29 protein-coding genes are annotated in these 26,099 nt (G+C 62.8%); 17 read left to right on the forward strand and 12 right to left on the reverse strand.

Translation table 11 applies throughout. From position 1 onward, the window contains the following. Positions 1 to 277 precede the first annotated feature (277 nt). On the reverse strand, positions 278 to 1,861 hold the full coding sequence (locus tag ACU5AZ_RS08370) for a peptide chain release factor 3 (protein WP_446825541.1): 1,584 nt from the start codon (positions 1,859 to 1,861) through the stop codon (positions 278 to 280). Positions 1,862 to 1,985: 124 nt separating this feature from the next. Between ACU5AZ_RS08370 and dut the strand changes: the two genes are divergently transcribed. The 5 genes from dut to ACU5AZ_RS08395 all read left to right on the forward strand — a co-directional run bounded on the left by dut (position 1,986) and on the right by ACU5AZ_RS08395 (position 5,009). Then, a complete protein-coding gene (dut, locus tag ACU5AZ_RS08375; protein ID WP_446825542.1) occupies positions 1,986 to 2,459 on the forward strand; it encodes a dUTP diphosphatase in 474 nt (157 codons plus the stop codon). Continuing rightward, positions 2,456 to 3,352, forward strand: a complete 897-nt coding sequence (locus ACU5AZ_RS08380) for a GNAT family N-acetyltransferase (protein ID WP_446825543.1) — start codon at positions 2,456 to 2,458, stop codon at positions 3,350 to 3,352. Before dut ends, ACU5AZ_RS08380 begins: the two co-directional genes overlap by 4 nt. Positions 3,353 to 3,448: 96 nt before the next feature. Beyond that, complete coding sequence (locus ACU5AZ_RS08385) at positions 3,449 to 3,778, forward strand: ArsR/SmtB family transcription factor (protein WP_446825544.1); 330 nt, start codon at positions 3,449 to 3,451, stop codon at positions 3,776 to 3,778. A gap of 14 nt (positions 3,779 to 3,792) precedes the next feature. After that, a complete protein-coding gene (locus ACU5AZ_RS08390; RefSeq protein ID WP_446825545.1) occupies positions 3,793 to 4,293 on the forward strand; it encodes an SRPBCC domain-containing protein in 501 nt (166 codons plus the stop codon). Positions 4,294 to 4,391: 98 nt separating this feature from the next. Then, positions 4,392 to 5,009: a LysE family translocator gene (locus ACU5AZ_RS08395; RefSeq protein ID WP_446825546.1), complete on the forward strand. Its 618-nt coding sequence runs from the start codon at positions 4,392 to 4,394 to the stop codon at positions 5,007 to 5,009. A gap of 4 nt (positions 5,010 to 5,013) precedes the next feature. Here ACU5AZ_RS08395 and ACU5AZ_RS08400 read toward each other — a convergent pair whose 3' ends face one another. Continuing rightward, positions 5,014 to 5,646 carry a LysE family translocator gene (locus tag ACU5AZ_RS08400; protein ID WP_446825547.1) on the reverse strand — a complete coding sequence of 211 codons (633 nt, stop codon included), beginning with the start codon at positions 5,644 to 5,646 and terminating at the stop codon, positions 5,014 to 5,016. 229 nt (positions 5,647 to 5,875) lie between these two features. Between ACU5AZ_RS08400 and cysK the strand changes: the two genes are divergently transcribed. Next, positions 5,876 to 6,844, forward strand: coding sequence for a cysteine synthase A (gene cysK, locus ACU5AZ_RS08405; protein WP_446825548.1), 969 nt, complete (start codon positions 5,876 to 5,878; stop codon positions 6,842 to 6,844). 82 nt (positions 6,845 to 6,926) lie between these two features. Next, positions 6,927 to 7,325: a VOC family protein gene (locus tag ACU5AZ_RS08410; protein WP_446825956.1), complete on the forward strand. Its 399-nt coding sequence runs from the start codon at positions 6,927 to 6,929 to the stop codon at positions 7,323 to 7,325. 41 nt (positions 7,326 to 7,366) lie between these two features. On the opposite strand, the gene ACU5AZ_RS08415 is transcribed toward ACU5AZ_RS08410, so the two are convergent. From ACU5AZ_RS08415 to rsmI, 9 genes are all read right to left on the reverse strand, one after another. Then, a complete protein-coding gene (locus ACU5AZ_RS08415) occupies positions 7,367 to 8,899 on the reverse strand; it encodes a YifB family Mg chelatase-like AAA ATPase (RefSeq protein WP_446825549.1) in 1,533 nt (510 codons plus the stop codon). A 201-nt stretch (positions 8,900 to 9,100) separates the two neighbouring features. After that, positions 9,101 to 10,048 (reverse strand): glutathione synthase, encoded by a 948-nt coding sequence (gshB, locus tag ACU5AZ_RS08420; protein WP_446825550.1) that lies wholly within the window; start codon positions 10,046 to 10,048, stop codon positions 9,101 to 9,103. 97 nt (positions 10,049 to 10,145) lie between these two features. Beyond that, a complete protein-coding gene (locus ACU5AZ_RS08425) occupies positions 10,146 to 10,643 on the reverse strand; it encodes a cupin domain-containing protein (protein WP_446825551.1) in 498 nt (165 codons plus the stop codon). 110 nt (positions 10,644 to 10,753) lie between these two features. Continuing rightward, positions 10,754 to 11,812 (reverse strand): sn-glycerol-3-phosphate import ATP-binding protein UgpC, encoded by a 1,059-nt coding sequence (locus ACU5AZ_RS08430; protein ID WP_446825552.1) that lies wholly within the window; start codon positions 11,810 to 11,812, stop codon positions 10,754 to 10,756. A gap of 2 nt (positions 11,813 to 11,814) precedes the next feature. Continuing rightward, positions 11,815 to 12,663, reverse strand: a complete 849-nt coding sequence (ugpE, locus tag ACU5AZ_RS08435) for a sn-glycerol-3-phosphate ABC transporter permease UgpE (protein WP_446825553.1) — start codon at positions 12,661 to 12,663, stop codon at positions 11,815 to 11,817. A gap of 11 nt (positions 12,664 to 12,674) precedes the next feature. Then, positions 12,675 to 13,559, reverse strand: coding sequence for a sn-glycerol-3-phosphate ABC transporter permease UgpA (gene ugpA / locus ACU5AZ_RS08440; protein ID WP_446825554.1), 885 nt, complete (start codon positions 13,557 to 13,559; stop codon positions 12,675 to 12,677). 107 nt (positions 13,560 to 13,666) lie between these two features. Then, positions 13,667 to 14,986: a sn-glycerol-3-phosphate ABC transporter substrate-binding protein UgpB gene (gene ugpB, locus ACU5AZ_RS08445; RefSeq protein WP_446825555.1), complete on the reverse strand. Its 1,320-nt coding sequence runs from the start codon at positions 14,984 to 14,986 to the stop codon at positions 13,667 to 13,669. A 195-nt stretch (positions 14,987 to 15,181) separates the two neighbouring features. Then, positions 15,182 to 15,550 (reverse strand): YraN family protein, encoded by a 369-nt coding sequence (locus ACU5AZ_RS08450; protein ID WP_446825556.1) that lies wholly within the window; start codon positions 15,548 to 15,550, stop codon positions 15,182 to 15,184. Positions 15,551 to 15,553: 3 nt separating this feature from the next. Then, positions 15,554 to 16,447, reverse strand: coding sequence for a 16S rRNA (cytidine(1402)-2'-O)-methyltransferase (gene rsmI / locus ACU5AZ_RS08455; protein WP_446825557.1), 894 nt, complete (start codon positions 16,445 to 16,447; stop codon positions 15,554 to 15,556). A gap of 250 nt (positions 16,448 to 16,697) precedes the next feature. Here rsmI and dnaN point away from each other — a divergent pair, with 250 nt between their 5' ends. The 7 genes from dnaN (at position 16,698) to ACU5AZ_RS08490 (ending at position 21,984) form a co-directional block, all read left to right on the forward strand. After that, positions 16,698 to 17,816, forward strand: a complete 1,119-nt coding sequence (dnaN, locus tag ACU5AZ_RS08460; RefSeq protein WP_446825558.1) for a DNA polymerase III subunit beta — start codon at positions 16,698 to 16,700, stop codon at positions 17,814 to 17,816. Between the two features lie 153 nt (positions 17,817 to 17,969). After that, the gene (gene pmtA, locus ACU5AZ_RS08465) at positions 17,970 to 18,563 is read left to right on the forward strand and encodes a phospholipid N-methyltransferase PmtA (protein ID WP_446825559.1); all 594 of its coding nucleotides are present in this window, start codon (positions 17,970 to 17,972) and stop codon (positions 18,561 to 18,563) included. Positions 18,564 to 18,652: 89 nt separating this feature from the next. After that, the gene (pyrF, locus tag ACU5AZ_RS08470) at positions 18,653 to 19,360 is read left to right on the forward strand and encodes an orotidine-5'-phosphate decarboxylase (protein WP_446825957.1); all 708 of its coding nucleotides are present in this window, start codon (positions 18,653 to 18,655) and stop codon (positions 19,358 to 19,360) included. A 35-nt stretch (positions 19,361 to 19,395) separates the two neighbouring features. Continuing rightward, positions 19,396 to 19,683 (forward strand): DUF1330 domain-containing protein, encoded by a 288-nt coding sequence (locus ACU5AZ_RS08475; protein WP_446825560.1) that lies wholly within the window; start codon positions 19,396 to 19,398, stop codon positions 19,681 to 19,683. Positions 19,684 to 19,827: 144 nt separating this feature from the next. Beyond that, on the forward strand, positions 19,828 to 20,808 hold the full coding sequence (locus ACU5AZ_RS08480) for a complex I NDUFA9 subunit family protein (protein WP_446825561.1): 981 nt from the start codon (positions 19,828 to 19,830) through the stop codon (positions 20,806 to 20,808). Positions 20,809 to 20,812: 4 nt separating this feature from the next. Continuing rightward, on the forward strand, positions 20,813 to 21,574 hold the full coding sequence (locus ACU5AZ_RS08485) for a sulfite exporter TauE/SafE family protein (protein ID WP_446825562.1): 762 nt from the start codon (positions 20,813 to 20,815) through the stop codon (positions 21,572 to 21,574). A 245-nt stretch (positions 21,575 to 21,819) separates the two neighbouring features. Then, the gene (locus ACU5AZ_RS08490) at positions 21,820 to 21,984 is read left to right on the forward strand and encodes a hypothetical protein (protein WP_446825563.1); all 165 of its coding nucleotides are present in this window, start codon (positions 21,820 to 21,822) and stop codon (positions 21,982 to 21,984) included. 69 nt (positions 21,985 to 22,053) lie between these two features. Here ACU5AZ_RS08490 and ACU5AZ_RS08495 read toward each other — a convergent pair whose 3' ends face one another. Then, positions 22,054 to 22,851 (reverse strand): undecaprenyl-diphosphate phosphatase, encoded by a 798-nt coding sequence (locus ACU5AZ_RS08495; protein ID WP_446825564.1) that lies wholly within the window; start codon positions 22,849 to 22,851, stop codon positions 22,054 to 22,056. A gap of 344 nt (positions 22,852 to 23,195) precedes the next feature. Here ACU5AZ_RS08495 and ACU5AZ_RS08500 point away from each other — a divergent pair, with 344 nt between their 5' ends. The 3 genes from ACU5AZ_RS08500 to ACU5AZ_RS08510 are packed head-to-tail and all read left to right on the forward strand — an operon-like array spanning position 23,196 to position 25,926. Next, a complete protein-coding gene (locus ACU5AZ_RS08500) occupies positions 23,196 to 23,888 on the forward strand; it encodes a glutathione S-transferase family protein (protein WP_446825565.1) in 693 nt (230 codons plus the stop codon). Positions 23,889 to 23,902: 14 nt separating this feature from the next. Continuing rightward, a complete protein-coding gene (gene queG, locus ACU5AZ_RS08505; RefSeq protein WP_446825958.1) occupies positions 23,903 to 25,045 on the forward strand; it encodes a tRNA epoxyqueuosine(34) reductase QueG in 1,143 nt (380 codons plus the stop codon). Continuing rightward, the gene (locus ACU5AZ_RS08510; RefSeq protein ID WP_446825959.1) at positions 25,045 to 25,926 is read left to right on the forward strand and encodes an SDR family oxidoreductase; all 882 of its coding nucleotides are present in this window, start codon (positions 25,045 to 25,047) and stop codon (positions 25,924 to 25,926) included. The genes queG and ACU5AZ_RS08510 overlap by 1 nt, the downstream gene beginning before the upstream one ends. The last annotated feature ends 173 nt before the right edge of the window (positions 25,927 to 26,099 follow it).

Here is a 26,099-nt window from a genome sequence, read left to right on the forward strand (position 1 = left end):
GGCTTGCGGAATTTGCCGCTCGGGATTTGGAAGGCACAGGCAAGCGTGCGTTCATCGGAAAATGACCGTTCAAAAGGAGCTGACCAATAAAGAGAGTACCTATTCGGAATTGAAATAACGCCGCCTCGGGACCTGCGCCTAACCCTAGGGAAGCATGGTTTATTTTGGGTTAAGGCCGGCCGAAATTCCGCATGATTTGTGTGCAGGCCACAAAGGCAAGCCGCCCCTGCCCATTTGATGAGCAGAGGCGGCTGACGTTTAGGGGGGCTTGACGGTATCAGGCGGCCTTGGCTGCGTGATATTCCTTGATGGCGACCATGCGGATATCCGGGTAGCGCTCGCTCTCGTATCTGAGCGAGAAGCCGTCCTGCGCCAGGAAGACCGGATCGCCGTCGAGGTCGCGGGCAATGTCGCCGCGATGGGTGGAAATGAACTTTTCAAGGTCCAGGGTCTTGTCGGCCGATATCCAGCGGCAGACGGAAAAGCGCGGCATTTCGAAGGAGACCGGCAGGCCGTATTCGGCCGAAAGGCGTTCCTTCAGAACGTCGAGCTGCAGCGCGCCGACGACGCCGACGATGGCGGGCGAACCGTCTTCGGGCGAGAAAAGCTGCACGACGCCCTCTTCCGCCATCTGCTGCAGCGCTTCCTTCAGCTTCTTCGCCTTCATCGCGTCTTCCAGGCGCACGCGGCGCAGGATTTCAGGCGCGAAGTTCGGCACGCCCTGGAAGACCAGCGGCTCGCCTTCGGTCAGCGTGTCACCGATGCGCAGGCTGCCATGGTTCGGAATGCCGACCACGTCGCCGGCATAGGCGGTATCGGCCAGCTGGCGCTGCGAGGCGAAGAAGAATTGCGGCGCCGTTAGGCCCATCTGCTTGCCGGTGCGCGACAGGCGCGCCTTCATGCCCCGCTCCAGCTTGCCGGAGCAGATGCGGGCAAAGGCGATGCGGTCGCGGTGATTGGGGTCCATGTTCGCCTGGATCTTGAAGACGAAGGCCGTCATCTTGTCCTCGGCGGCATGCACGGTACGGATGTCGGCAACCTGGTCGCGCGGCGGCGGCGCGATTTCGCCGAGCGCATTGATCAGGTCGCGAACGCCGAAGTTTCGGAGCGCCGAGCCAAAGAAGACCGGCGTCAGATGACCTTCCAGGAAGGCCGTACGGTCGAAGGGACGGCAGGCCTCGCGGGCGAGTTCGAGCTCCTCGATGAAGGTCTCGCGCTCGTTTTCCGGCAGGTGCTCGGCAACGCTTTGCGGGCCGTTGACCGGGACGGCGACGACCTGGGTATCGGAACCGCGGAAGGCGTTGTCGGCCAGGTGGTAGGCGCCGCAAAAGGTCTTCGACCGGCCGACCGGCCAGGTGATCGGGGCGGTGTCGAGCGCCAGCTTCTCCTCGACCTCATCCAGGATCTCGAAGGGATCGCGGCTTTCGCGGTCCATCTTGTTGATGAAGGTGATGATCGGGATGTCGCGCATGCGGCAGACTTCGAACAGCTTCAGCGTCCGCGGCTCGATGCCCTTGGCGGCGTCGATGACCATGATGGCGGCGTCCACCGCCGTCAGCGTGCGGTAGGTGTCGTCGGCGAAGTCCTCGTGACCAGGCGTGTCGAGGATGTTGAAGATGCGGTCGTTATACTCAAAGGTCATTACCGAGGTGACGACCGAGATGCCACGTTCGCGCTCGATCTTCATCCAGTCGGAGCGCGTCTGGATGCGGTCCTTCTTCGCCTTCACTTCACCGGCCAACTGGATGGCGCCACCGAACAGCAGCAGCTTTTCGGTGAGCGTGGTCTTGCCGGCGTCCGGGTGGGCGATGATCGCAAAGGTGCGGCGGCGCGAGACCGCCTCGTTCAAACTTTCGGCCATGTCTTCGAGAATCCTGTGAATTGGCGCCCTCATACCCGCTAATGGCCGGCGATGCAATTGACCTGGGATGCGGACTCGCCCGAGAGTCCCCGCATCCTGCACACAATGGAAAATGGGTTCTGCCATGAACATACGCCCGCATGCCAGACCATGCCTCGCGCTTCTTCGCCTGCCGCACGGCGAAGGGCTCGACATGCCGTCCTACGAGACCGCCGGCGCAGCCGGAATGGACCTGCGCGCAGCCGTGCCGGAAGACCGGCCGTTGATGCTGATGCCCGGCAAACGGGCGCTCGTGCCGACCGGCTTCGTCTTCGAAATCCCGGACGGCTACGAGGGGCAGGTCCGCCCCCGCTCCGGCCTCGCCTTCAAGCATGGCATCACCTGTCTCAACACGCCCGGCACGATCGACAGCGACTATCGTGGCGAGGTGAAGGTCCTGCTCGTCAACCTCGGCGACGAGGAATTCCTGATCGAGCGCGGCATGCGGATCGCCCAGATGGTGATTGCGCCGGTGACGCAGGTGTCCGTCGCGGAAACCCATGCGGTGGAAGAGACCACCCGCGGCGCAGGCGGCTTCGGCTCGACGGGGACCGCATGAACGCCAATGTTCCGGCGGAGCTCGTCCTTCGCCAGAACTATTTCTCCGATCCGTCGGCCTTTGCCGCTCTGAGCGACCTGCTGCAGGACACGTTCGGGATCGACATCTCGCTGCAGAACGCTTTTGGCGGACCCGACCCGACGTCCATGCCGTTTGGCTATTTCGATGAAGCCGGCCGATGCGTGGCGAACTTCTCCGCCTTCACCATGCCGCTGATGATCAATGGCCGGGCGGTCAAGGCCGCCGGCTATCAATCCGGCGCTGTGCGGCCGGAGTTTCGCGGCAAGGGCCTGTACCGGGACCTGATGCGCAGAGCCTTTGGGTGGGCGGTGGAGACCGGACACGAGATCGGCATACTGCTGACGGACAAGCCGTCGCTCTATGCGCCCTACGGATTCCGGAGCGTTCCGCAGCATCGCTTTTCCGGACCGGTGCCGGACAGGCGCGCGGAACGCCCAAATGCGCGTCCGTTGAGCATCGGGAATGGCGAGGACATCGCGCTCATTGCAAAGCTGCTCGACCAGCGGCAGCCCGTCTCCGAAATCTTTGCACCGATCCGGCAGAAGGAGATGTTTCTCCTTAACTGCCATTTCGATGATGAAATCCGGCTGACCTTTGTCCAGGAACTCGACTGCGTCGCGGCCTGGAAAGTCTCAGACGATGGAGCGCTGCAACTGCTGGATCTCGTGTGCCATGACATTCCGCCGGTCGAGCGGATCGTCGGTGCGCTCAATCCCGATGCCACGCGGCTGGACGTGCTCTTCCCGACAGACCGGCTGAACTGGGATGGCGTTGCGGTGCCGCACAAGGGCTATTGCGACCTGATGATCTCCGGTCTGCCGGCAGACGCCCTGCCCTCATTCTTCATGCTTTCGCCTTTGGCCGAGTTCTGAGCCACAGTTCGGCTGAATCGCGACCGGATTTCCGATTTCACGCTGAAAGTTAAGTCTCGACTTTACTTTTGAATTGTCGTCGATATAGTCAAGTCCATGCTTAACTATGATCCCAGACTCACCACCCTGATGGCCGCCCTTGCCGATCCGACGCGGCTTGCCATGATCGAGCGGCTGAGCGTTTCGCCGCACTCCGTCAGTGAGCTTGCAGAGCCTTTCGGCATGTCGCTGGCTGCGATCGTGCAGCATGTACAGGTTCTGGAAAGGGCCGGAGCGATCAAGACCAGCAAGGAGGGGCGCACGCGCCGCTGCGCCATCGACCCCGCCGGCATGGCACTTTTGAAGACCTGGATCAGCGACCGCGAGCGCTTCTGGCAGGCACAATTCGACAATCTTGCAGCATTTCTGGACAAGAAACAGGACTGAGGAGGCCGGACACCATGAACAAGATTTCCGACAGGATGAGCGCAATCACCATCGACAGGATGTTCGGCCAGTCGCCGGCGAGGGTGTTCGCCGCCTTCTCGCAGACGGACCAGAAAGCGCAGTGGTTCGCCGGCCCGACCGACGGATCGGAAGTGGAACGCGTGCTCGACTGCCGCACCGGCGGACGCGAGGTGCTGGAAATGCGCTGGCCGAGCGGCACCGTCACCCGCTTCGAGGCGAAGTACCATCATGTCGAGGAGGAGAGCCGCCTCGTCTACAGCTACGACCTCTTCATCGACGGCACCCTCTATTCGGTCTCGCTTGCCGACATCGTGTTCGAGGGCCGCGATGGTGGGACGGCGATGCGGTTTGCGGAAACGACCTCCTATTTCTCCGATCAGGACATGGGCGAGATGACGGCCTCGCGGCTGCATGGAACCGGTGCCCAGATGGACATGCTGGCCATGCATCTTGCCGGCGAAACGGTGACACGAACGATCGACGACTGCCACTGAGGCAGCGCTGCTAGGCCGTGCATTGCAAGGACTTTTCCTGCAGCTTGCCGCCGAGGGTACGCAGGCGTATGACGCTCGCTGCAGATGGAAGGTGCTTGATGACGTTCGCAGCTTTGCTCACATATACCGGCGCGCTTTTCGTGGCCGCGCTCATTCCCGGCCCCGGCGTGACCGCGCTGATCGCCCGCGCGCTCGGCTCGGGCTTTCGTGCCACCTTTCCGATGGCGATCGGCATGATGCTCGGCGACCTCGTGTTCCTGAGCGCCGTCATTGCCGGGCTCGCCTATATCGCCGAGACCTTCTCGACGGCGTTCATGGTGATCAAGTATCTCGGCGCGGTCTATCTCGCCTATGTGGCGTGGAAGATCTGGACCGCCGGCATCCTGCCGCGAGAGGTGACGGCGGAGAAGAAGACCGGCATATGGATGCCGCTCTTCTCCGGCCTCTTCACCACGCTCGGCAATCCCAAGCCGATGCTGTTCTATGTCGCGCTGGTGCCGACGCTGATCGATGTCTCAAGCGTCAACGCCACAGGCTTCCTGGAACTCGTCGGTGCGACCGCGACCGTGCTGACGCTCGTGCTTGGCGGCTATGTGCTGCTCGCGGCCCGCGCCCGCGGCCTGTTGCAAAAGCCGAAGCAGCTCAAGGTGCTGAACCGCGTGGCGGCAAGCTTCATTGCCGGGGCCGCGGCGATGATCGCCGTTCGGGCGAATTGAGACCTTAGCGCCGCCCTTCGAGCGCCATGCGGGCGGCAAGCCCCGCCAGGACCGTTGCCATCAGCCAGCGCTGCACGCTCGCCCAGAAGGGACGACGGGCGAGGAAGAGCGCGATCGACCCGGCCGTGATCGCGATGATGGCATTTACCGTGACACTGATGGCGATCTGCGTGCCGCCGAAGACCACAGACTGCAGCAGGACCTGACCTTTTGCCGGGTCGATGAACTGTGGCAGCAGGGAAAGGTAGAGCACGGCCGCCTTGGGGTTCAGCAGGTTGGTGAAAAGCCCCATGAGAAACAGCTTCTTCGGGCTGTCCTTCGGCAGCTGCCGGACGGCGAAGGGCGAATGGCCTCCGGGCCTGACCGCGTTCCAGGCGAGATAGAGAAGATAGAGCGCTCCGGCCAGACGCAGGGCGTCATAGGCGAGCGGCACCGCCATGACCAGAACCGTGATGCCGAGGGCGGCCGAGAGCATGTAGAAGACGAAGCCGAGCGCCACGCCGCCAAGCGAGATCAGCCCCGCGGCGGGCCCCTGACAGATCGACCGCGAGATCAGGTAGATCATGTTCGGACCCGGCGTCATCACCATGCCGAGCGCAATGAGGGCAAAGCCTGCGATATGGGCGAGATCCGGCATGGGCTGTCTTCCTGCGGCGCGTTGAATGGCCGAATGAAGCGTGATTGCGATTTTGCCGGCAAGGGATTTCTTGTCACCGTGGCATTTGCCGGAACATGAAACGACATTCCCGCAGCGGGTCGAAAATCGAAATTGCATTCTCCGTCTGAACCTCCGGCGGCTCTACGGTCGCTGGCAATTCCGGCGGCGGCACCCTATCTTGGCTCACAACCAATCAAGGGAGAGCACCATGGCAGATGCACGCAAGCCCGGCCGCGGCCGGATCTACAATTCGATCATCGACACGATCGGCGACACGCCCATCGTGCGCCTCGACAAGCTGGCCGAGGCCAAGGGCGTGAAAGCCAATCTTCTCGCCAAGCTCGAATTCTTCAACCCGATCTCCTCCGTCAAGGACCGCATCGGCGTCGCCATGATCGAGAGCATGGAAGCAGAAGGCAAGATCGCCCCCGGCAAGACGACGCTGGTCGAACCGACCTCCGGCAATACCGGCATCGCGCTGGCCTTTGCCGCCGCCGCCAAGGGCTACAAGCTGATCCTCACCATGCCGGAGACCATGTCGGTGGAGCGCCGCAAGATGCTGGCGCTGCTCGGCGCCGAACTGGTGCTGACCGAGGGCCCGAAGGGCATGAAGGGCGCGATCGCCAAGGCCGAGGAACTGGCCGCATCGATCGAGGGCGCGGTGATCCCGCAGCAGTTCGAAAATCCGGCCAACCCCGAAATCCACCGCAAGACGACGGCCGAGGAAATCTGGAACGATACCGACGGCTCCGTCGACATCTTCGTTGCCGGCATCGGTACGGGCGGCACGATCACCGGCGTCGGCCAGGTGCTGAAATCCAAGAAGCCGGGCGTCAAGGTCGTGGCCGTCGAGCCGGCCGACAGCCCGGTGCTTTCCGGCGGCAATCCGGGTCCGCACAAGATCCAGGGCATCGGCGCCGGCTTCGCGCCGCCGATCCTCGACACGCATGTCTTTGACGAGATCGTCACGGTCACCAATGACGAAGCCTTCTCGCTTGCCCGCGAAGTCGCGCGTCTCGAGGGCCTGCCGGTCGGCATTTCGTCCGGCGCGGCGCTGACGGCGGCGATCAAGGTCGGCCAACGCGAGGAAAACGCCGGCAAGACCATCGTCGTCATCATCCCGTCCTTCGCCGAACGCTATCTGTCGACGGCTCTCTTCGACGGGCTCGGCGGCTGAGCCGGAAAGGGCGCCGGACGGCCGGCAAGCCCAACAGGAGAAAGTCCGGGCAACCGGATTTTCTCCAGACAGGCAGCGAATGATGTTGCATCACATCTCCCTCGGCGTTGGCGACATCGAGCGTTCCGCCGAATTTTATGACGCAGCGCTGGCACCGCTCGGCTATGTCCGCGTCTGGTCCGATATACGACCCGGCGAGAGCGATCAGGCCGTCGGATACGGAGAACCCGGCGGCGGCGACAAGCTGGCACTCAAGGAGTTTGGGCATTCCGCCCAACCCCCAGGCCCGGGTTTTCATATCGCCATTGCGGCGCCGAGCAGGCAGGCGGTCGCATCCTTCCACGCGGCCGCGCTCGCCGCCGGAGGCCGCGACAATGGTCCTCCCGGCCTTCGTCCCCATTACGGCCCGACCTACTATGCCGCCTTCGTCGTCGATCCGGACGGCCATCATATCGAAGCGGTGTTCAAGGGAGCTTCGTGAAGCTTCCCGGCAAAATTTCCCACCGTGGGAGCCAATAAGTCTCAAGCCGCTGCCGTGAGCCTCTCTCCGGCAATGCGATAGGAGATCGCCTCGGCGAGATGAATGCGGCCGACGGTTTCCACGCCGTCGAGATCGGCGAGCGTGCGCGCCACCTTCAGCACGCGATGATAGCCGCGCGCCGAAAACTTCATCTTCTCTGCGGCGTCGCGCAGGAGCTGCAGGCCACCGGGATCCGGATTGGCGATCTTTTCGACGAGAGCGGTCGAAGCGCGGGCATTGATGCGCAACCGCGCCTCGCCGAGCGCGGCAAAGCGGTCGCGTTGCAAAGCGCGGGCGCGGGCCACGCGCCTAGCGATATCGGCACTCGCTTCCGCAGCGACCGGTTGGATGAGATCGATGGCTGAGACGGCGGGCACGTCGATGCGGATATCGATACGGTCGAGAAGCGGCCCGGAAATGCGGGCCTGATAATCCGCGGCGCAGCGCGGACCGCGGGCGCAGGAATGCCCCGGCTCGCCGGCCATGCCGCAGCGGCAGGGGTTCATGGCGGCGACGAGCTGGAACTCGGCCGGATAGGAAACGCGATGATTGGCGCGGGCGATGATGCATTCGCCGGTTTCCAGCGGCTGGCGCAGTGCATCAAGCGCCTGCGGCGAGAATTCCGGCAGTTCGTCGAGAAAGAGAACGCCGTGATGGGCAAGCGACGCCTCCCCCGGCTTCGCCCTCAACCCGCCGCCGACGAGCGCGGCCATGGTCGCCGAGTGGTGCGGCGTGCGATACGGCCGGCGGTCGGAGAGCTTGCCGCCGGAGAGCTGTCCGGCAATCGAATGGACCATGGAAACGTCGAGCAGTTCGCCGGCCGACAGCGGTGGCAGGATGGACGGCAGGCGCGACGCCAGCATCGATTTCCCAGAACCGGGCGGGCCAACCATCAGCAGATTATGCCCTCCGGCCGCGGCCACTTCCAGCGCCCGCTTGGCGCTTTCCTGCCCCTTGATCTCAACCAGATCCGGCAGGTTTGCCGGATTGGCGCGGATCGCCGCCTTCGGACGTGAGAGGACCTGCGTGCCGCGGAAATGATTGGCGAGCGCGATCAGGCTGCGGGGCGCCAGAATGTCGATATCGGCGCCGGCCCAGGCGGCCTCCGGGCCGCTTTCGGCCGGGCAGATCAAGCCCTTGCCGAGCGCATTGGCGCCGATCGCGGCCGGCAGCGCACCGGCGACAGCGGCAATCGTACCGTCGAGATTGAGTTCGCCGAGCACCACATAGCCGCCGAGCGCATCCGCCGGAATGGCGCCAAGCGCCGCCATCAATCCGAGCGCAATCGGCAGGTCGAAGTGGGAGCCTTCCTTCGGCAGGTCCGCCGGCGCCAGATTGACCGTGACGCGCTTGCCCGGCAGCGACAGGCCGGAGGCATGCAAAGCAGCCTGCACCCGTTCCCGGCTTTCGGCCACCGCCTTGTCCGGCAGGCCGACGATCTGGATGCCCACCTTGCCGGGGGCGACCATGACCTGAACATCGACGGGCACGCCCTCGATGCCCTGGAATGCAACCGTACTGACGCGAGCGACCATGCCTGTCCCCTCCATCATGGAAGCGGCAGGCACAACCATCGCCTGCCGGGCTCTTCATGAGCTACCGGAGGCAGTGTTGCATATCAGATCGGACAAGACAAGAACATTAACGGAACAAACACACGCAAGGATAGCCTGACGGTTGCACCAGGTTGCAGCCCGAGAACAGGTGGGGTCCACTGCGGTTCAAGGAACCCGCGATCAGGTCCGTTTGCGCTCGATCGCATCCCAGAGAAGCGAGGCGATGTCGGCGCCGCCGAACTTCTTCACCTCGCGGATGCCGGTCGGGGACGTCACGTTGATCTCGGTCATGTAGTCGCCGATGACGTCGATGCCGACGAGGAGGAAGCCGCGTTCCTTCAGCGACGGGCCGATGCGCTCGCAGATTTCCTTCTCGCGCGCCGTCAGTTCGGTCGCCTCTGCCCGGCCGCCGACATGCATGTTGGAGCGGCTGTCTGTTTCGGCGGGAACGCGGTTGATTGCGCCGGCGAACTCCCCGTCGACGAGGATGATGCGCTTGTCGCCCTTGCGGACGGCCGGCAGATACTGCTGGGCGATGAAGGGCTCGCGGAACATCTGGTCGAACATTTCGAGAAGCGAGGTGAAGTTGCGATCGTCGCGCGAGGAGTGGAAGACACCGGCGCCACCATTGCCGTAGAGCGGCTTCAAGATGATGTCGCCCATCTCGTCGCGGAAGCGGGCGATCTCGGCGAAATCGCGGGTGATCAGCGTCTGCGGCATCAGGTCGGCGAATTCGGTGACGAAGATCTTCTCCGGCGAATTGCGCACCCATGCCGGATCGTTGACGACCAGCGTCTTCGGGTGGATACGTTCCAAGAGATGCGTCGAGGTGATGTAGGCCATGTCGAAAGGCGGATCCTGGCGCAGCAGGACGACGTCCATGGTCGACAGATCGACGCGCTCCGGCGCGCCGAGCGTGAAATGGTCGCCCTTGACGTCGCGCAGTTCCATCGGCTCGACGGTCGCATAGACCTTGCCGTCGCGGAGACTCAGCTTGTTCGGCGTGTAATGGAAAAGCTTGTAGCCGCGCGATTGCGCTTCAAGGCTCATGGCGAAGGTGGAATCACCGGCGATGTTGATGCCGGACACATGATCCATCTGGACCGCTACATTCTTGATCGCCGCCATGAGAACTCCCCGTTTGAAAGGCCATCCTCATTTAGGGTGAGGCGGCCCGAATGGCAACGGGCCGCAAGCTGCGATTTGCGGTCGGGAGGCTGCCTGATCAGGCAGCCCATTGCGCGCTGGCGCGAGACGCCCGCGGGCTTGCGAGCCGCGTCATGGCCGCAATGAGCATCGAGCGTGGCTTGGGCAGGACCGCGACCTTCCTGACATAGTTTTCGACCCGCCAGGTCGCCCAGGTACCACTGGCGAAATAGCCGACATCACCCTGGCGCAAGACGGTGACAGTTCCGTCTTCAGCCGTGACCTCGACTTCCCCTTCGAGGATCAGGACGGTCTCTTCCCAGCTGAAGTTCCATCGGAACGTGCCGGCGGTGCAATCCCACACGGCGGTCATGACGGCACGATTTTCCGACTCGGGCTGGAAGCCGCAACGCGCTTCCGGATTTCCCTCGATGATCCAGTCCGGATTGATGGGCGCCGGCTTCATCTCGAATGCGTCGAGCCCGCTCGCGACGACAGGGCTTCGCGCCGACTCGTTCGAGCGGTTGCGTACCTTGATCGCCAGAACGACGGCGGCGGCAATGAATTTCAAAGGCATGGTATCCCCCACATGCTGTTTGTGCCGAAAAGGCCTAGCATGCAGGGGGTTTCGTCCCGGTTCACCCGCTCGTTAAAATTTTAGCGAGCGGGTCGCTTAGCGCATGCCGCTCAGGCACCCGCCGCCACAATGCGCCGGCCCGAAGAGGTCTCGAAGAAATGCAGCCGCTCGGGAACGATCGAAAAGGCGACATCGTCGCCGATCGGGGTTTGCGCCGGCACGGCGGCGCTCAGCATTTCGTCGCCGACCATGCCGTGGACCAGACGCTGCGAACCGAGCTCCTCGACATAGGAGACCTTCATGCGGATCACACCGTCCTCGGAGACCTTCATGTCCTCGGCGCGCATGCCGACGGTCAGCGGACCGGACGGAAGCGAGCGGCCCTCAAGATCGATCACGGCCGAGCCGATCGTCAGCTGGTTGCCTTCGACGGCTGCCTTGGCGAGGTTCATCGCCGGCGAGCCGATGAAGCTCGCGACGAAGGTGGAGGCCGGATTGTGATAGACGTCGAGCGGCGTGCCGATCTGCTCGATGCGGCCGCCATTCAGCACCACCAAGCGGTCGGCCAGCGTCATGGCTTCGAGCTGATCGTGGGTGACGTAGATCGACGTCGTGCCGAGACGGCGCTGCAGCTGCTTGATCTCGCCGCGCATGGAGACGCGCAGCTTGGCGTCGAGGTTCGACAGCGGCTCGTCGAAGAGGAAGGCCGCCGGCTTGCGCACGATGGCGCGGCCCATGGCGACGCGCTGGCGCTGGCCGCCGGACAAGGCGCGCGGCTTGCGGTCGAGATAGGGCTCCAGCTGCAGCATGCGGGCCGCTTCGGCGACGCGCGCGTCGATCTCGGCCTTCGGCGTGCCGCGGTTTTTCAGACCGTAGGCCAGGTTCTGGTAGACGCTCATATGCGGATAGAGCGCATAGTTCTGGAACACCATGGCGATGTCGCGTTCGGCCGGCTCCATGCGGTTGACGACCTTGCCGCCGATGCTGACGGTGCCGCTGGAAATCGTCTCCAGCCCGGCGACCATGCGCAGAAGCGTGGACTTGCCGCAGCCCGACGGACCGACCAGCACGATGAATTCGCCATCGGCGATCGAGATCGAAACGTTATCCACGGCCTGAACGCCGCCGGTATAAACCTTTCCGACCTTGTCGATTTCGATAGACGCCATTGTTACTTCTCCGTTTCCACGAGGCCTTTTACGAAGAGCCTCTGCATAAAGACGACCACGAGGACCGGCGGCAACATGGCGAGCATGGCCGTCGCCATCACGAGGTTCCACTGCGGCTCTGCGTCGGCGACGTCGGCCATGCGCTTGATGCCCATGACGATGGTGTAATAGCGGGGATCGGTCGTCACCATCAGCGGCCAGAGATACTGGTTCCAGCCATAGATGAAGAGGATGACGAAGAGCGCCGCCATGTTCGTGCGCGAGAGCGGCACGAGGATATCCCTGAAGAATTTCATCGGACCGGCTCCGTCGATACGGGCCGCCTCGAGCAGTTCGTCCGGGACCGTCAGGAAGAACTGGCGGAACAGGAAGGTCGCGGTCGCCGAGGCAATCAACGGGATCGACAGACCGGCATAGCTGTCCAGCATGTGCAGGCTGGCGATGACCTGGAAGGTCGGCACGATGCGAACCTCGACCGGCAGCATGAGCGTGATGAAGATGATCCAGAAGCAGAACTGCCGGAAGGGAAAGCGGAAATAGACGATGGCGAAGGCCGACAGGATGGAAATGACAATCTTGCCGACGGCGATCGACAGCGCCATGATCAGGCTGTTGACCATCATGGGGCCGACGGGCGGCGCGCCGGAGGATGCCATGCCGCTGGTCAGCATGGTCTTGTAATTTTCCCACCCATGGCCCCCTGGCGTCAGCGGGATCAGCCCCGACAGGAAGTCGGTCGGTCCATGCGTCGACGCGATGAAGGCAATATAGACCGGCAGGGCGACGGTGGCCACGCCGATCAGGAGCACGATGTGCGACAGGATCTTGAGACCGGGTCTGTTTTCAACCATCCGCTCTCTCCTCAGTACTGTACGCGCCGCTCGACGAAGCGGAACTGGATGAAAGTCAGAAGGATGACGATGCCCATGAGCACGACCGACTGGGCTGCGGACGAGCCCATGTTGAGGCCGATGAAGCCGTCGTTGAACACCTTGTAGACGAGAATGTTGGTCGCCTGCGCCGGGCCGCCCTTGGTGGTGGCGTGGATGACGGCGAAGGTATCGAACATGGTGTAGACGACGTTGACGACGATCAGGAAGAAGGTCGTCGGAGACAGGAGCGGAAAGACCACCGTGAAGAAGCGCTTGACCGGACCGGCACCGTCGATGGCGGCCGCCTCTTTCAGCGACTGCGGGATGGACTGCAGGCCGGCGAGGAAGAACAGGAAATTGTAGGAAATCTGCTTCCAGCTCGCCGCAAGCACGACAAGGATCATGCCGTCGACGCCGGAGAGGCGGTGGTTCCACTGATAGCCGAGCCCCTGCAGCAGATAGGGGGCGATCCCGATCGTCGGATTGAACATGAACCACCAGAGAATGCCGCCGACGGCGGGTGCGACCGCGTAGGGCCAGACGAGCAGCGTGGTATAGGCATTGCGGCTGCGCAGGCGCCCGTCGGCGGCCAGAGCCAGGATCAGCGCCAGGATGATCGACGAGGCGGCCACGCTGACGGAAAAGACGAGCGTCACCTTGAGAGAATTCAGATAATTCGGATCTGCAAAGAGGGCCTTGTAGTTCTGCAGGCCCACGAATGCCGTACTGAGGCCGAACGGATCCTCACGCAGGAACGACTGGCGGATTGCCTGAGCGGCCGGCCAGATGAAGAAGATAAGAGTGATGGCAAGTTGCGGAAGCAAAAGCCAGTACGGCAGTATCTTATTGCCGAATATCGTGCGCTTGGTCTGCATGATGGGCGTCCGACGGTCAGGTATTGCATGGGATGAAGGGCCTGCGGAGGATAGGACATCCGCCGCAGGCCCTGCCTTTCGCTCAGATTGTCGTCAGGGAACCGGGATTACTGGTTCGCTGCGGCAAAATCGGCAATGAGCTTGTTGCCCCGTTCAACGACGGAGTCGAGAGCAGCCTGGGCGTCCTTCTGGCCGGACAACAGGGCTTCGAACTCTTCGTCGATGATGGTGCGAACCTGAACGTAGTTGCCGAAACGCAGACCCTTGGAGTTTTCGGTCGGCTCATTCAGGGTGATCTGCTTGAGAGCCACTTCGGCGCCGGGGTTCTTGTCATAGAAGCCCTGCTTCTTGGTGTAGTCATAAGCAGCCTGGGTGATCGGCAGGTAGCCGGAGAACTGGTGCCAGTCGGACTGGACTTCCGGCGAGGACAGGTAGTGGAAGAAGTCCGCCACGCCCTTGTATTCTTCCTGGTCGTGACCCTGCAGCACCCACAGCGTTGCGCCGCCGATGATGGAGTTCTGCGGAGCGCCCTGGACGTCGGAGTAGTACGGCAGCATGCCGACGCCGACTTCGAAGTCCTTGGCGTTGTTGACGACGGCTGCGCGGGCTGCCGACGAGTTCATGTACATGGCGCATTCCTGCGAATAGAACTTCGGCGGAGCGTCATCGCCGCCGACCGGGCCACCGTACTGGAAGAGGCCTTCGTCCTGCCACTTCTTCAGGTTCGCCCAGTGGCGCGCCTGCGTGGGGCCATTGAAGGTCAGCTGCGAGTCGACCGAGCCGAAACCGTTCTGGTTCGTGCCGATCTGCAGGTTGTGCCAGGCGGAAAAGTTCTCAAGCTGAACCCAGGAGATCCAGCCGGTGGTGAAACCGCACTTGGCCGCGCCGGATTCCATGATCTTCTTGGAATAGGCTTCCATGTCTTCCCAGGTCTTCGGCGGGGTTTCCGGATCGAGGCCGGCCTTCTTGAAGACGTCCTTGTTGTAGTAAAGGACCGGGGTGGACGAGTTGAACGGCATGGACAGCATGTTGCCGTCGGTATCGGAGTAGTAGCCGACGACGGCCGAGATGAAGCCCTTCGGATCGAATTCGGTGCCGGTGTCGGCCATCAGCTTGTAGACCGGGTAGACGGCGCCCTTGGCCGCCATCATCGTCGCGGTACCGACTTCGAAGACCTGCACGATATCGGGCTGCTGCTTGGCGCGGAAAGCGGCGATCGCGGCGGTCATCGTTTCGGGATACGAACCCTTGTAGGTCGGGATAACTTCAAAGTTGTCCTGCGACTTGTTGTAGTTCGCGACGATTTCTTCGAGTTTCTTGCCGTTCTCGCCACCCATGGCATGCCACCAGGTGATCTGCGTCTTGGCATAGGATGCGGAGGCCGTCAGGCTGAGCGCCAGGGCGGCAAAAGCGATTTTCTTTATCATGGTGTTCCTCTCCTCCTCAGAAGAGTTGAGACATTAAAGACGTTGGGTGGGCCGTCAAGCTTGAATTTTCACTTTGACGTTCGTTCAGCGACCGGACGGTTTCGCTTTACTTTCGGTTCTCTAGCCACATCGAATGAACGGCAGGTGACAATCGGATGACAGTTTCATGACGGCGCGACGCGGGCACCGGAACCGTCAGAATGCGTCGCGCAGATGCCGCGGCAAATGCCAGGGAACGACGGCGACAATGTCGTATCGCCAGGAAAGCCGGGCGTAATCCGGCTGGCGGGAAAGCCAGATCTCGCTTGCGGACCGGATGCGGCGCTGGGTGGAATAACCGACCGCGTCGATGGCAGCGTTGTCTCCGGCCCGCGCCTTCACCTCGACGAAGGCGACAAGATCGCCCCGGCGGGCAATGATGTCGATCTCTCCAACCTTCGTTCGATAGCGAACCGAAAGAATGCGGTAGCCCCTGAACATCAGAAAGACGGCGGCGATATATTCCGACAGCAGCCCGCGGCGATAGGCCTTGCGCTTGCGGGAGCTGCCGTCGCCGTCGGCCATTCGTCAGCCTTTCAGCGCCATCAGGCGATCGTAGAGCTCCTTGCGCGGCAGGCCGGTGCGCTTTGCCGCCTCGGAAGCGGCCTTGCCGGCCGGCAGCGTGCTTGCGAGCTCTCTTAGTATATTGTCGACGTCGGCTGCCTCGGGTGGCGCGGCCTCTTCCGGCGGGCCGATGACGAGCACGATCTCGCCCTTGACCGACTGCCCTTCATATTGCGCGGCGAGATCAGCAAGCGAGCCGCGGCGGAATTCCTCGAACGTCTTGGTCAGTTCTCGGCAGACGGCGGCCGGTCGCGGCCCAAGCACATCGGACGCGGCAGTAAGCGTGGCGGCAATCCGGTGCGGCGATTCAAAGAAGATCAACGTCGCCGGCACGGCGGCGAGTTCGGCGAGACGGTCGCGCCTGGCCTTGTCCTTCGACGGCAGGAAGCCCGCAAACAGGAAGGCGTCGTTCGGCAGGCCGGAACCGAGAAGTGCTGCCAAAGGCGCGGAGGCGCCCGGAATGGGGACGACGCGATAGCCGGCCTCGATTGCCTGCAGCGCCAGCCGGTAGCCCGGATCGGAGACGAGCGGGGTTCCAGCGTCGGAGACGAGCGCGACCGAGCGCCCCTCCTCCAGCGCCTGCAAGAGCTTCGGCCCGGCCTCGGCGGCGTTGTGCTCGTGATAGGCGTAAGGGCGGCCGCGAATGCCGAAACGATCGAGCAGCACGCGGCTGACGCGGGTGTCCTCGCAGGCAAGCACATCGGCACCGGCAAGCGTTTCCAGCGCCCGAAGGGTAATGTCGCCGAGATTGCCGATCGGGGTCGCCACCAGATAGAGCGCCGGCTCCAGCGGGCGCGCCGGCACCACGACATTGTTCAGACGGTAGCCACGAAGGCCTTCGGCGGGACTTTCATTCATCGATATTCATTCCGTACTTTACCCATACCGAGGCCACACTCGGCGCCGCGGTGCGTCGGACCGTTATGCGGCAAGGCCGCTCAGCCCGCAAGCTCCGGGGATAAGACAGGCTGCGCGACGACAAAGCCCTTGCAATGCAACGGTAACATCTGCCATTTTGCGCCTCCACGCCCGCCGGCCCGGTCCCGGCACAGTCCATGGAAATACCGCCATCCGTCCGGATGGTCCTATCGAAAGCGGCAGAGTCACAATGCGTATTACGATCGAGCGGTCCAATCTCTTGAAATCGCTGAACCACGTGCATCGCGTGGTCGAGCGCCGCAATACGATACCGATCCTGTCGAACGTGCTGCTGAAGGCCGACGGCGCCAGCCTGGAGATGAAGGCAACCGACCTCGATCTCGAGATCACCGAGGCGACGCCGGCCAATATCGAACAGGCCGGTGCGACCACGGTTCCCGCCCACCTGCTCTACGACATCGTCCGCAAGCTGCCGGACGGGGCCGAAGTGCTGCTCGCCACCAACACGGACGGCACGGCGATGACGGTTGCCTCGGGCCGCTCGAAGTTCTCGCTGCAGTGCCTGCCGCAGTCGGACTTCCCGGACCTGACCGCCGGCACGTTCAGCCACACCTTCCGCCTGAAGGCGAACGACCTGAAGATGCTGATCGACCGCACGCAGTTCGCCATTTCGACGGAAGAAACCCGCTATTATCTCAACGGCATCTTCTTCCATACGGTCGAAGCCGGCAGCGACCTGAAGCTGCGCGCGGTAGCGACCGACGGTCACCGTCTCGCCCGCGCCGACGTCGATGCGCCGTCCGGCTCGGAGGGCATGCCCGGCATCATCATCCCGCGCAAGACGGTTGGCGAACTGCAGAAGCTCGTCGACAATCCCGACGTCGTCGTCACCGTCGAAGTGTCGGATGCGAAGATCCGCCTGACCATCGGCTCGATCATCATGACGTCGAAGCTGATCGACGGCACCTTCCCGGATTACCAGCGCGTGATCCCGACCGGCAACGACAAGGAAATGACCGTCGACTGCCAGACCTTCGCGCAGGCGGTCGACCGCGTGTCGACGATCTCGTCCGAGCGCGGCCGGGCGGTGAAGCTGTCGCTCTCCGACGGCCAGCTTCTGCTGACGGTCAACAATCCGGACTCCGGCAGCGCGACCGACGAAATCGCCGCCGGCTACGAGAACGACCCGCTCGAGATCGGCTTCAATGCCAAGTATCTGCTCGACATTACCGGCCAACTGTCCGGCTCCGAGGCGATCTTCCTGTTCGCCGACGCCGGCTCGCCGACGCTCATTCGCGACACCGCCGGCGACGACGCGCTGTATGTCCTGATGCCTATGCGCGTTTGACGCTGCCTCGGTCTCGCTAAAGCCGCAATTCCCGGCAATTCAGGCACGAAGAAACAGGCAGCACAAATTTGCTGCAAAACTGACGATGACGCTTATATAAATCAGACTGCGACATTTTTTGTAACGATAACGACGGGAAGAGGAGAGGACGCCATGGCGATCCGCCTGAAGCAAAAGCTGGAGAAGAAATTCGATGCGGAGATCCGCTTCTTCAAAGGCATGATGCAGGGGCCGAAGCAGGTGGGCGCGATTGTCCCGACCTCCTCCGTAACCGCCCGCAAGATGGCAAGCGTCGTCAATACCGGCTCCGGCCTGCCAGTCCTGGAACTCGGCCCCGGAACGGGGGTCATCACCAAGGCGATCCTCGAAAAGGGTGTGAAGCCCGAAGACCTCTACGCCATCGAGTATTCCTCGGATTTCTACCGGCATCTCGTCGAGCAGTTCCAGGGCGTCAACTTCATCCATGGTGACGCCTTCGATCTCGACCGGACGCTCGGCGAGAAGAAGGACCTCATCTTCGACTGCGTGATTTCCGCCGTGCCGCTCCTGTATTTTCCGATGCACGCCCGCGTCAGCTTCCTTGAGAGCCTGCTCACCCGAATTCCGCCCGGCCGCCCGGTCGTTCAGATCACCTATGGCCCGGTGTCGCCGGTCGTCGCCTGTCCCGACCGCTACCAGATCCAGCATTTCGACTTCATCGTCCGCAACATTCCGCCGGCGCAGCTCTGGATCTACCGCAAGGCCTGACCCCTCCCCTTCCACGCCACATTTTCCCTTGCCCTCGACGGCGTCCCGTGCGACTTGGAGCCGGCTGAAATCGGACGAGGGATCGAATGATGAGTGCACGCGACAGGCTGATCGTCGGGCTGGATGTTCCAACCGTTGCGGAGGCGGAGAAGATCGTCTCGCAGATCGGCGACGACATTTCCTTCTACAAGATCGGCTATCAGCTGGTGTTCGCCGGCGGGCTTGAATTTGCCCGCGAACTTGCCGAAAGCGGCAAGAAGATCTTCCTCGACATGAAGCTCCTCGACATCGACAACACCGTGGCGCACGGGGTCGAGAACATCGCCAAGATGGGCATGAGCATGCTGACGCTGCATGCCTATCCGAAGGCGATGAAGGCCGCCGTCGAAGCCGCGAAGGGCTCCGGGCTCTGCCTGCTCGGTGTCACCGTACTGACCTCCATGGATGACGGCGATCTTGCCGATGCCGGATATGCGACGGACGCGAAGAGCCTCGTCGCCAGACGGGCGGAACAGGCGCGCGCGGTCGGCATGGGCGGCATCGTCTGCTCGGCCGAAGAGGCGACCGCCGTCCGCGGCATCCTCGGCCCCGACATGGCCGTGGTCACGCCGGGCATTCGCCCCGCCGGCGCCGACAAGGGCGACCAGAAGCGGGTGATGACGCCGGGCGAAGCCATTCACGCCGGCTCGAGCCACCTGGTCGTCGCGCGCCCCATCGTGAAGGCGGACGATCCGAAGGCCGCGGCGCGGGCGATCCTCGACGAGATGCATGCCGCGCTCTGGCCGGCGAACAACTGACATCGACAGCAACAAAACCAGACAGGGAGAGAAAGATGGCCAAGGGATACTGGATCGCACACATGGATGTGCGGGACCCGGAAAACTACAAGCAGTATGTAGCTGCCGCGAAACCGGCGTTCGAACGTTTCGGCGCGAATTTCCTGGCTCGTGGCGGCGAAGTGATCGAGTGCGAAGGCAAGCCGCGCGCCCGCAACGTCATCATCGAGTTTCCGTCGCTGCAGGCGGCACGTGACTGCTACAATTCGCCCGAATACCAGGAAGCCATCAAGATCCGCCAGAAATACGCGGATGGAGAACTGATGCTGGTCGAGGGCGTCTGAGCAGCGAGCAGGCTTCGCAATTGCAACAAAAGACTGCAAAAGCGCTTTCCATGCGGCGAGTTGGCACTTCACCTCGAATGCCAATTCGGCTAGAGACGAAATGAGCTCACTGAAAGACGCCTATTCATTGCCGAGGAGCATGCCATGACTCTTGCCAACCTTCCTCCACTCGTCACCGTGTTCGGAGGGTCCGGTTTCGTGGGACGCCATGTGGTGCGCGCGCTTGCCAAGCGCGGCTACCGGATCCGCGTCGCGGTCCGCCGCCCGGATCTCGCCTGGTTCCTGCAGCCCGCCGGCAATGTCGGGCAGATTTCCTTCGTGCAGGCGAACCTGCGCTACCGCGCCTCGATCGATGCCGCCGTCGCGGGTGCGGACCATGTCGTCAACTGCGTCGGCATCCTGTTCGAAAGCGGCCGCCAGACTTTTGATGCCGTCCAGGAATTCGGCGCCAGGGCCGTGGCGGAAGCCGCTCGCAATGCCAATGCCAGCCTGACCCACATCTCGGCGATCGGCGCCGACGCATCAGCTGAATCCACCTATGCCAGCACCAAGGGCAAGGCGGAGGCCGCCGTTCTGTCGATCAAGCCGGACGCCGTCATCCTGCGCCCGTCGATCGTGTTCGGCCCGGAAGACGACTTCTTCAACAAGTTCGCCAACATGGCCCGCTTCATGCCCTTCCTGCCGCTGATCGGCGGCGGCAAGACGAAGTTCCAGCCGGTCTATGTGGAAGACGTGGCAGAAGCCGTCGCCCGCTCCGTTGACGGCAAGGTCGCCAAGGGCAAGATCTACGAGCTCGGCGGTCCGCAGGTGCTGACCTTCAAGCAGTGTCTGGAAACCACGCTGGCGGTCATCTTCCGCAAGCGTCCGCTCGTTTCCATCCCCTTCGGCATTGCATCGATGATCGGCAGCATCGCCTCGATGATCCCGTTCATCGCGCCGCCGCTGACCCCCGACCAGGTGACGCTCCTGAAGAGCGACAATCTCGTTTCCCCGGAAGCCGAGGCGGAAGGCCGGACGCTGAAGGGCATCGGCATCACGCCCGTGATCCTGCAGTCGGTCCTGCCGTCCTACCTCGTGCGCTACCGTCAGCACGGACAGTATACCAACAGCGGCAAGGCTGCCTGATCCCATGATTCAAACGCTGCTGCCGCCCGACCTTCATCCGGCGGCAGCAGCCGTTCTCGTCATCGTCAGTTTCTTCACCTCCGCGCTGACCGCCACGTTCGGCATCGGCGGCGGGGTGACCATGCTTGCGGTACTGAGCTTCTACATGCCGGTGGCGGCATTGATACCCGTCCACGGCGCGGTGCAGCTCGGCTCCAATGCCGGGCGGGCCGTCATGCAGCGCGCGGACATCGCCTGGCCGCAGATCGGTGCCTTCCTGGTCGGCGGGCTCATCGGCGCGGGTCTGGGTAGCCGCGTCGTCGTGGCGCTCCCCGAAGCCGTGCTTGAACTGGCGCTCGGTTCTTTCATCATCCTCGTCACCTGGATCAAGTTTTCAAAAATGCGGGCGATGAACCTGCCGGGTTTCGCCGCGACCGGAGCCGTCACCACCTTCGCCAGCATGTTTTTCGGGGCAACCGGGCCGTTGAACGCGGCCGCCTTCGACAAGTCCTTCGACGATCGCAAGACGCTGGTGGCGTCGCTTGCCGCCGTCATGACGATCCAGCATCTCCTGAAGATCATCGCCTTCGGTTTTGCCGGCTTCGTATTCTCGGACTGGCTGCCGCTCGTCGCGGCCATGATCGTCACCGGGCTGGCCGGCACCAGGACGGGGCTGGCAATCCTCGGCAGGCTGCCGGAGGACATCTTCCGCATCGGCCTCAAATGGCTGTTAACCCTGATCGCGCTCGACATGCTCTGGCGCGGCGTTGACGGCCTTATTTGGTAGGTGCGAAGGGGAACAAACAGGTTCCCGCCGCGTTTTCGTCATGAAGATGCCGGCTTGCAGACACAGATCCGATACGGAACAAGTTGCACAAAAGCATCAGATGAAAATTACTGCCGTTAATCGAAGGTTCAACATGTTCCTGTTATTGTCTGACGGCAGTTTGCGGAATAGAAGGCCCGCCACAGAGCGCGCCGTATTTGACAAACTTCTATCAGCGCGTATCGCAAATTTCGGGGGCAAATTTCATGGGTAAAGCGATTGCAATCTTTTTCGCCGGTGCGGCTTTGATCGTGCTGGCCGGCTTTGCGCTCGCACCTTCTACCGTCGCAGCCATCAACAGCAAGTGCTCGCCCGCCTACGGCGTCGATCCCTGCAGCAGCGAACTGACGGCGTCGATCCCGACCAAGTGATCGAAGCCAGCTTCATCATCATAGTGTGAAAAAGGCCGTCTCGAATGCGAGGCGGCCTTTTCCTTTTTCTCAGATGACCCAGCCGGCATAGACCATGCCGAGAAGCGCGATGCCGAATACGATCCGGTAGATCGCGAAGGCCGTGAAACGGTGGGTGCGGATGTAGGACAGCAGCCACTTGACGGCGATGAAGGCGGTGATGGTGGAGACGACGAAGGCGATCGCCAAAGCCGTCCAGTCCTCACCCGGCGCGCCGCCGTCCTTGAATGTCTTCAACAGTTCGTAGGCACTGGCAGCATACATGGTCGGAATGCCGACCAGGAAGGCGAACTCGGTTGCCGCCGCGCGGCTGCCGGTGCCGGCGATCATGGCGATGAAGATGGTTGCAGCCGACCGCGACGTTCCCGGAAAGACGCCGGCGACGACCTGGGCCAGGCCCACCAGCAGCGCCACGGTCCAGGTGATGCGCTTGCTTTGCGGCCTGGTGGCCGCGACCCGTTCCGCCGCGATCATCCAGATGCCGCCAATGATCAGCGCCCAGGCGATCGGCGTGACATTTTCCGGCAGTTCGAAGCCCATCTTCTTGACGATGAGGCCGAGAACGGCGGTGACGAGGAAAGCGGCTGCGAGCTTGAAGACGTAGTCGCGGATCTCCGGATCGCGCCAGCCGGTCAGGAAAGACAGGATGCGCCGCCAGTAGATGAAGGTGACGGCGAGAATCGCGCCTGCCTGGATCACGATGTTGAACATGTCGGAGCGATGCCCGAGCCACTGTTCGGCGATGATCAGGTGGCCGGTCGAAGAGATCGGCAGAAACTCGGTTATGCCTTCGATGACGCCAAGGATGATTGCGTCGATGTAGCCCATCTCATTCTCCGTGTTCAGATGGTTTCAGAGCCCGGGCCGGGAGGCGATCCGGGGTATTCCCGAGGCCTTGGGCGAGAGCCGCCCCTCTTCGTCGTCACTGCTATGCAACTCGAAGCGGGAGCGCGGCTGACCAAACGGCGGGAAAAGCTCCCTCCCCGGCAATCATGGCCTTTTGCAGGCGATGCCATGAAATGTCCATTTTCCGATGTTTGATCGCCCGTGCAATAAGGCTGCGCCAGACGATCAGCGGCTCTTCCCTAATTCTTTCTTAATTCGCAGACGCTAAAAGACATTTTGCGCCTGTTTTACCAAACGCTCACTCCAACCGGCCAGAAAACTCAAGCATGCCAGTTCTCTACCACCATCCGATGTCCTCGGCGTCCCGCTTCGTTCGACTGATCCTTGCCGAGTACGGCTTTCAGGTGGAGCTTATGGAGGAGAGGCCCTGGGAAAAGCGCAAGGAATTCCTCTCGCTCAATCCGGCCGGCACCCTGCCCGTCTATGTCGACAACAGCATGCGCACCCTTTCGGGTGCCGGCGTCATCTCCGAATTCATGGACGAGACGCACGGCGCACTGAAGCGCGACCGCCGGCTTCTGGCCGAAGATCCGTTCCAGCGCGCGGAAATCCGCAGGCTGATGGAGTGGTTCCTGCACAAGCTGGAAACGGACGTGACCCGGCCGCTGGTGCGCGAGCGCGTCTACAAGCTGCAGATGCGTCCCGACGAGGGTGGCGGCGCGCCTGATTCGAAGGTGCTGCGCACCTCGCGGGCCAATATCCGCCAGCACATGAAATATCTCACCTGGCTTGCCGGTTCCCGGCCATGGCTTGCCGGCAGCCGCATCAGCTATGCGGACCTTGCGGCGGCGTCCGCGATTTCCATTCTCGACTATATGGGCGAGATCGACTGGGCCGATGCGCCGGTCGCCAAGGAATGGTACCAGCGGCTGAAGTCGCGGCCATCCTTCCGGCCGCTTCTGACCGAGCGTGTACGCGGGCTGACACCTGTGTCACACTACGCCGATCTGGATTTCTAACCGAGGATCAGCCCATCAACCGGCAGGATGACAAGAGCCGGAAGCGTCGCGAAACGCTGACCGCCTTCGTGCGCGCGGAGGCGAAGGCGCAGGGCTTCGACCTGTGCCGGATCACGTCCGCCGCATTGCCGGACAAGGCGGCTGCGGACCTCGGCGCCTTCGTCGCCAACGGGCACCACGGCACCATGGAATGGATGGCCGAGACGCTGGACCGGCGCGGCGATCCGCGCACGCTCTGGCCCGAGGCGCAATCCGTCGTGGTCTTCGCCATGAATTACGGTCCCGACGAGGACCCGCGCCTGCTGCAGGCCTCGCCGGAGACAGCGGCCATTTCCGTCTACGCCCGCAACCGCGACTACCACGACGTCATCAAGGGACGGCTGAAGGAGATCGCCACGCGCTTTGCGGCCCGCGCCGGCGAGGATGTCAAGGTCTTCGTCGATACCGCACCCGTGATGGAAAAGCCGCTGGCCGCCAAGGCCGGCATCGGCTGGCAGGGCAAGCACACCAATCTGGTGAGCCGCGAGTTCGGTTCCTGGCTGTTCCTCGGCTCGATGTTCACCACGGCGGAGCTCGACTGCGACCCGCCGGAGTTCGATCATTGCGGCTCCTGCCGCGCCTGTCTCGACGCCTGCCCGACGGAGGCCTTTCCCGCCCCTTACCGGATCGATGCGCGCCGCTGCATTTCCTATCTCACCATCGAACACAAGGGCCCGATCGAGCGGAGCCTGCGTGCCAGGATGGGCAACCGCATCTATGGCTGCGACGACTGCCTGGCGGCCTGCCCGTGGAACAAGTTTGCCCAGGCCGCCAGCGAAATGAAGCTCAAGGCCCGCGATGATCTGTCCGCCCCGGACATCGCCCTGTTCCTGTCCTTCGACGACGCCCGCTTCCGCAGTTTCTTTTCAGGTTCTCCGGTCAAGCGGATCGGCCGCGACCGCTTCGTGCGCAACGTGCTGATCGCCGCCGGCAATTCCGGGGCTTCAGCACTTGTCGCACCCTGCAGGGCATTGCTCGCCGACAGCGCACCGGACGTGCGGGCCATGGCGGTCTGGGCACTATCGCGGCTCTTGCCGCCAAATGAATTTCAGGCGTTGCGCTCCATCTCGACAAGCGAGACGGATCCGGACGTCCTCAGCGAATGGGAAGCCGCATGATGCATGTGATGATTTTCGGCGCCGGATACTCCGGCAAGGCCATTGCCAACGCGATGCCTGAGACAGCGCGGATTTCCGGGACGACGCGCTCGGTGGAGAAGATGGCGGCGCTGACGGAACACCGCATCGAGCCGTTTCTCTTCGACGGCAACGCAATGAGCGAGGCGCTGCTGTCGGAGCTCAAAAGCGTGACACATCTGGTGCAGTCGATCGCGCCGGACGCCCATGGCGACCCGCTCTTGAAGCTGATCTCCGACTGCGTGGGCAAGAGTGGACTGAAGACCCTGATGCCCAAGCTGGTGTGGACGGCCTATCTTTCCACCGTCGGGGTCTACGGCGATCACGACGGCGCCTGGGTGGACGAGACGAGCGAATGCCGGCCGGTATCGGCCCGCTCGCGTCAACGCGTGATGGCGGAAGAACAGTGGATGACGGCCTGCACGGCGGCCGGGCTGCCGCTGGCGATCCTCCGGCTGTCCGGCATTTACGGACCGGGCCGCAACACCTTCCGCAACATTGAAAAAGGCACGGCGAGACGGCTCGTCAAGAAGGACCAGGTGTTCAACCGGATCCGCGTGGAGGACATCGGGGCGGCCACCCGTTTTCTCGTCGACCGGATGGCCGACGGCATCTTCAACGTGACAGACGACGAGCCGGCGCCGCCGCAGGACGTGGTCATGGAGGCCTGCCGCATCGCGGGCGTCGAGCCGCCGCCGGAGCAGGATTTCGAGACCGCAGAGCTGACGCCGATGGCCCGCTCCTTCTACGGCGAGAACAAGCGAGTCTCCAATCGCAAGATCCGCGACATGGGATTTTCGTTCCAGTTTCCCGACTACCGGACGTCGCTCGCCGACCTGTGGCAGGCCGAAAATCGACGCTGACGACCAGGGTTCCGGAATTTTTTTCTGACAGATTGTCGCACTTGCAACGGTAATTTCTTACCCGTCGAAATTCATCAAGCAACGTCTGATTTCATTAACATTTTTAGGGAATATTTTACCCAAGGCGCCACGATACTGCATATACCGACAATCGATCCCGTCAGTATATCCAG

The organism is Rhizobium sp. PAMB 3182 (assembly GCF_052908355.1).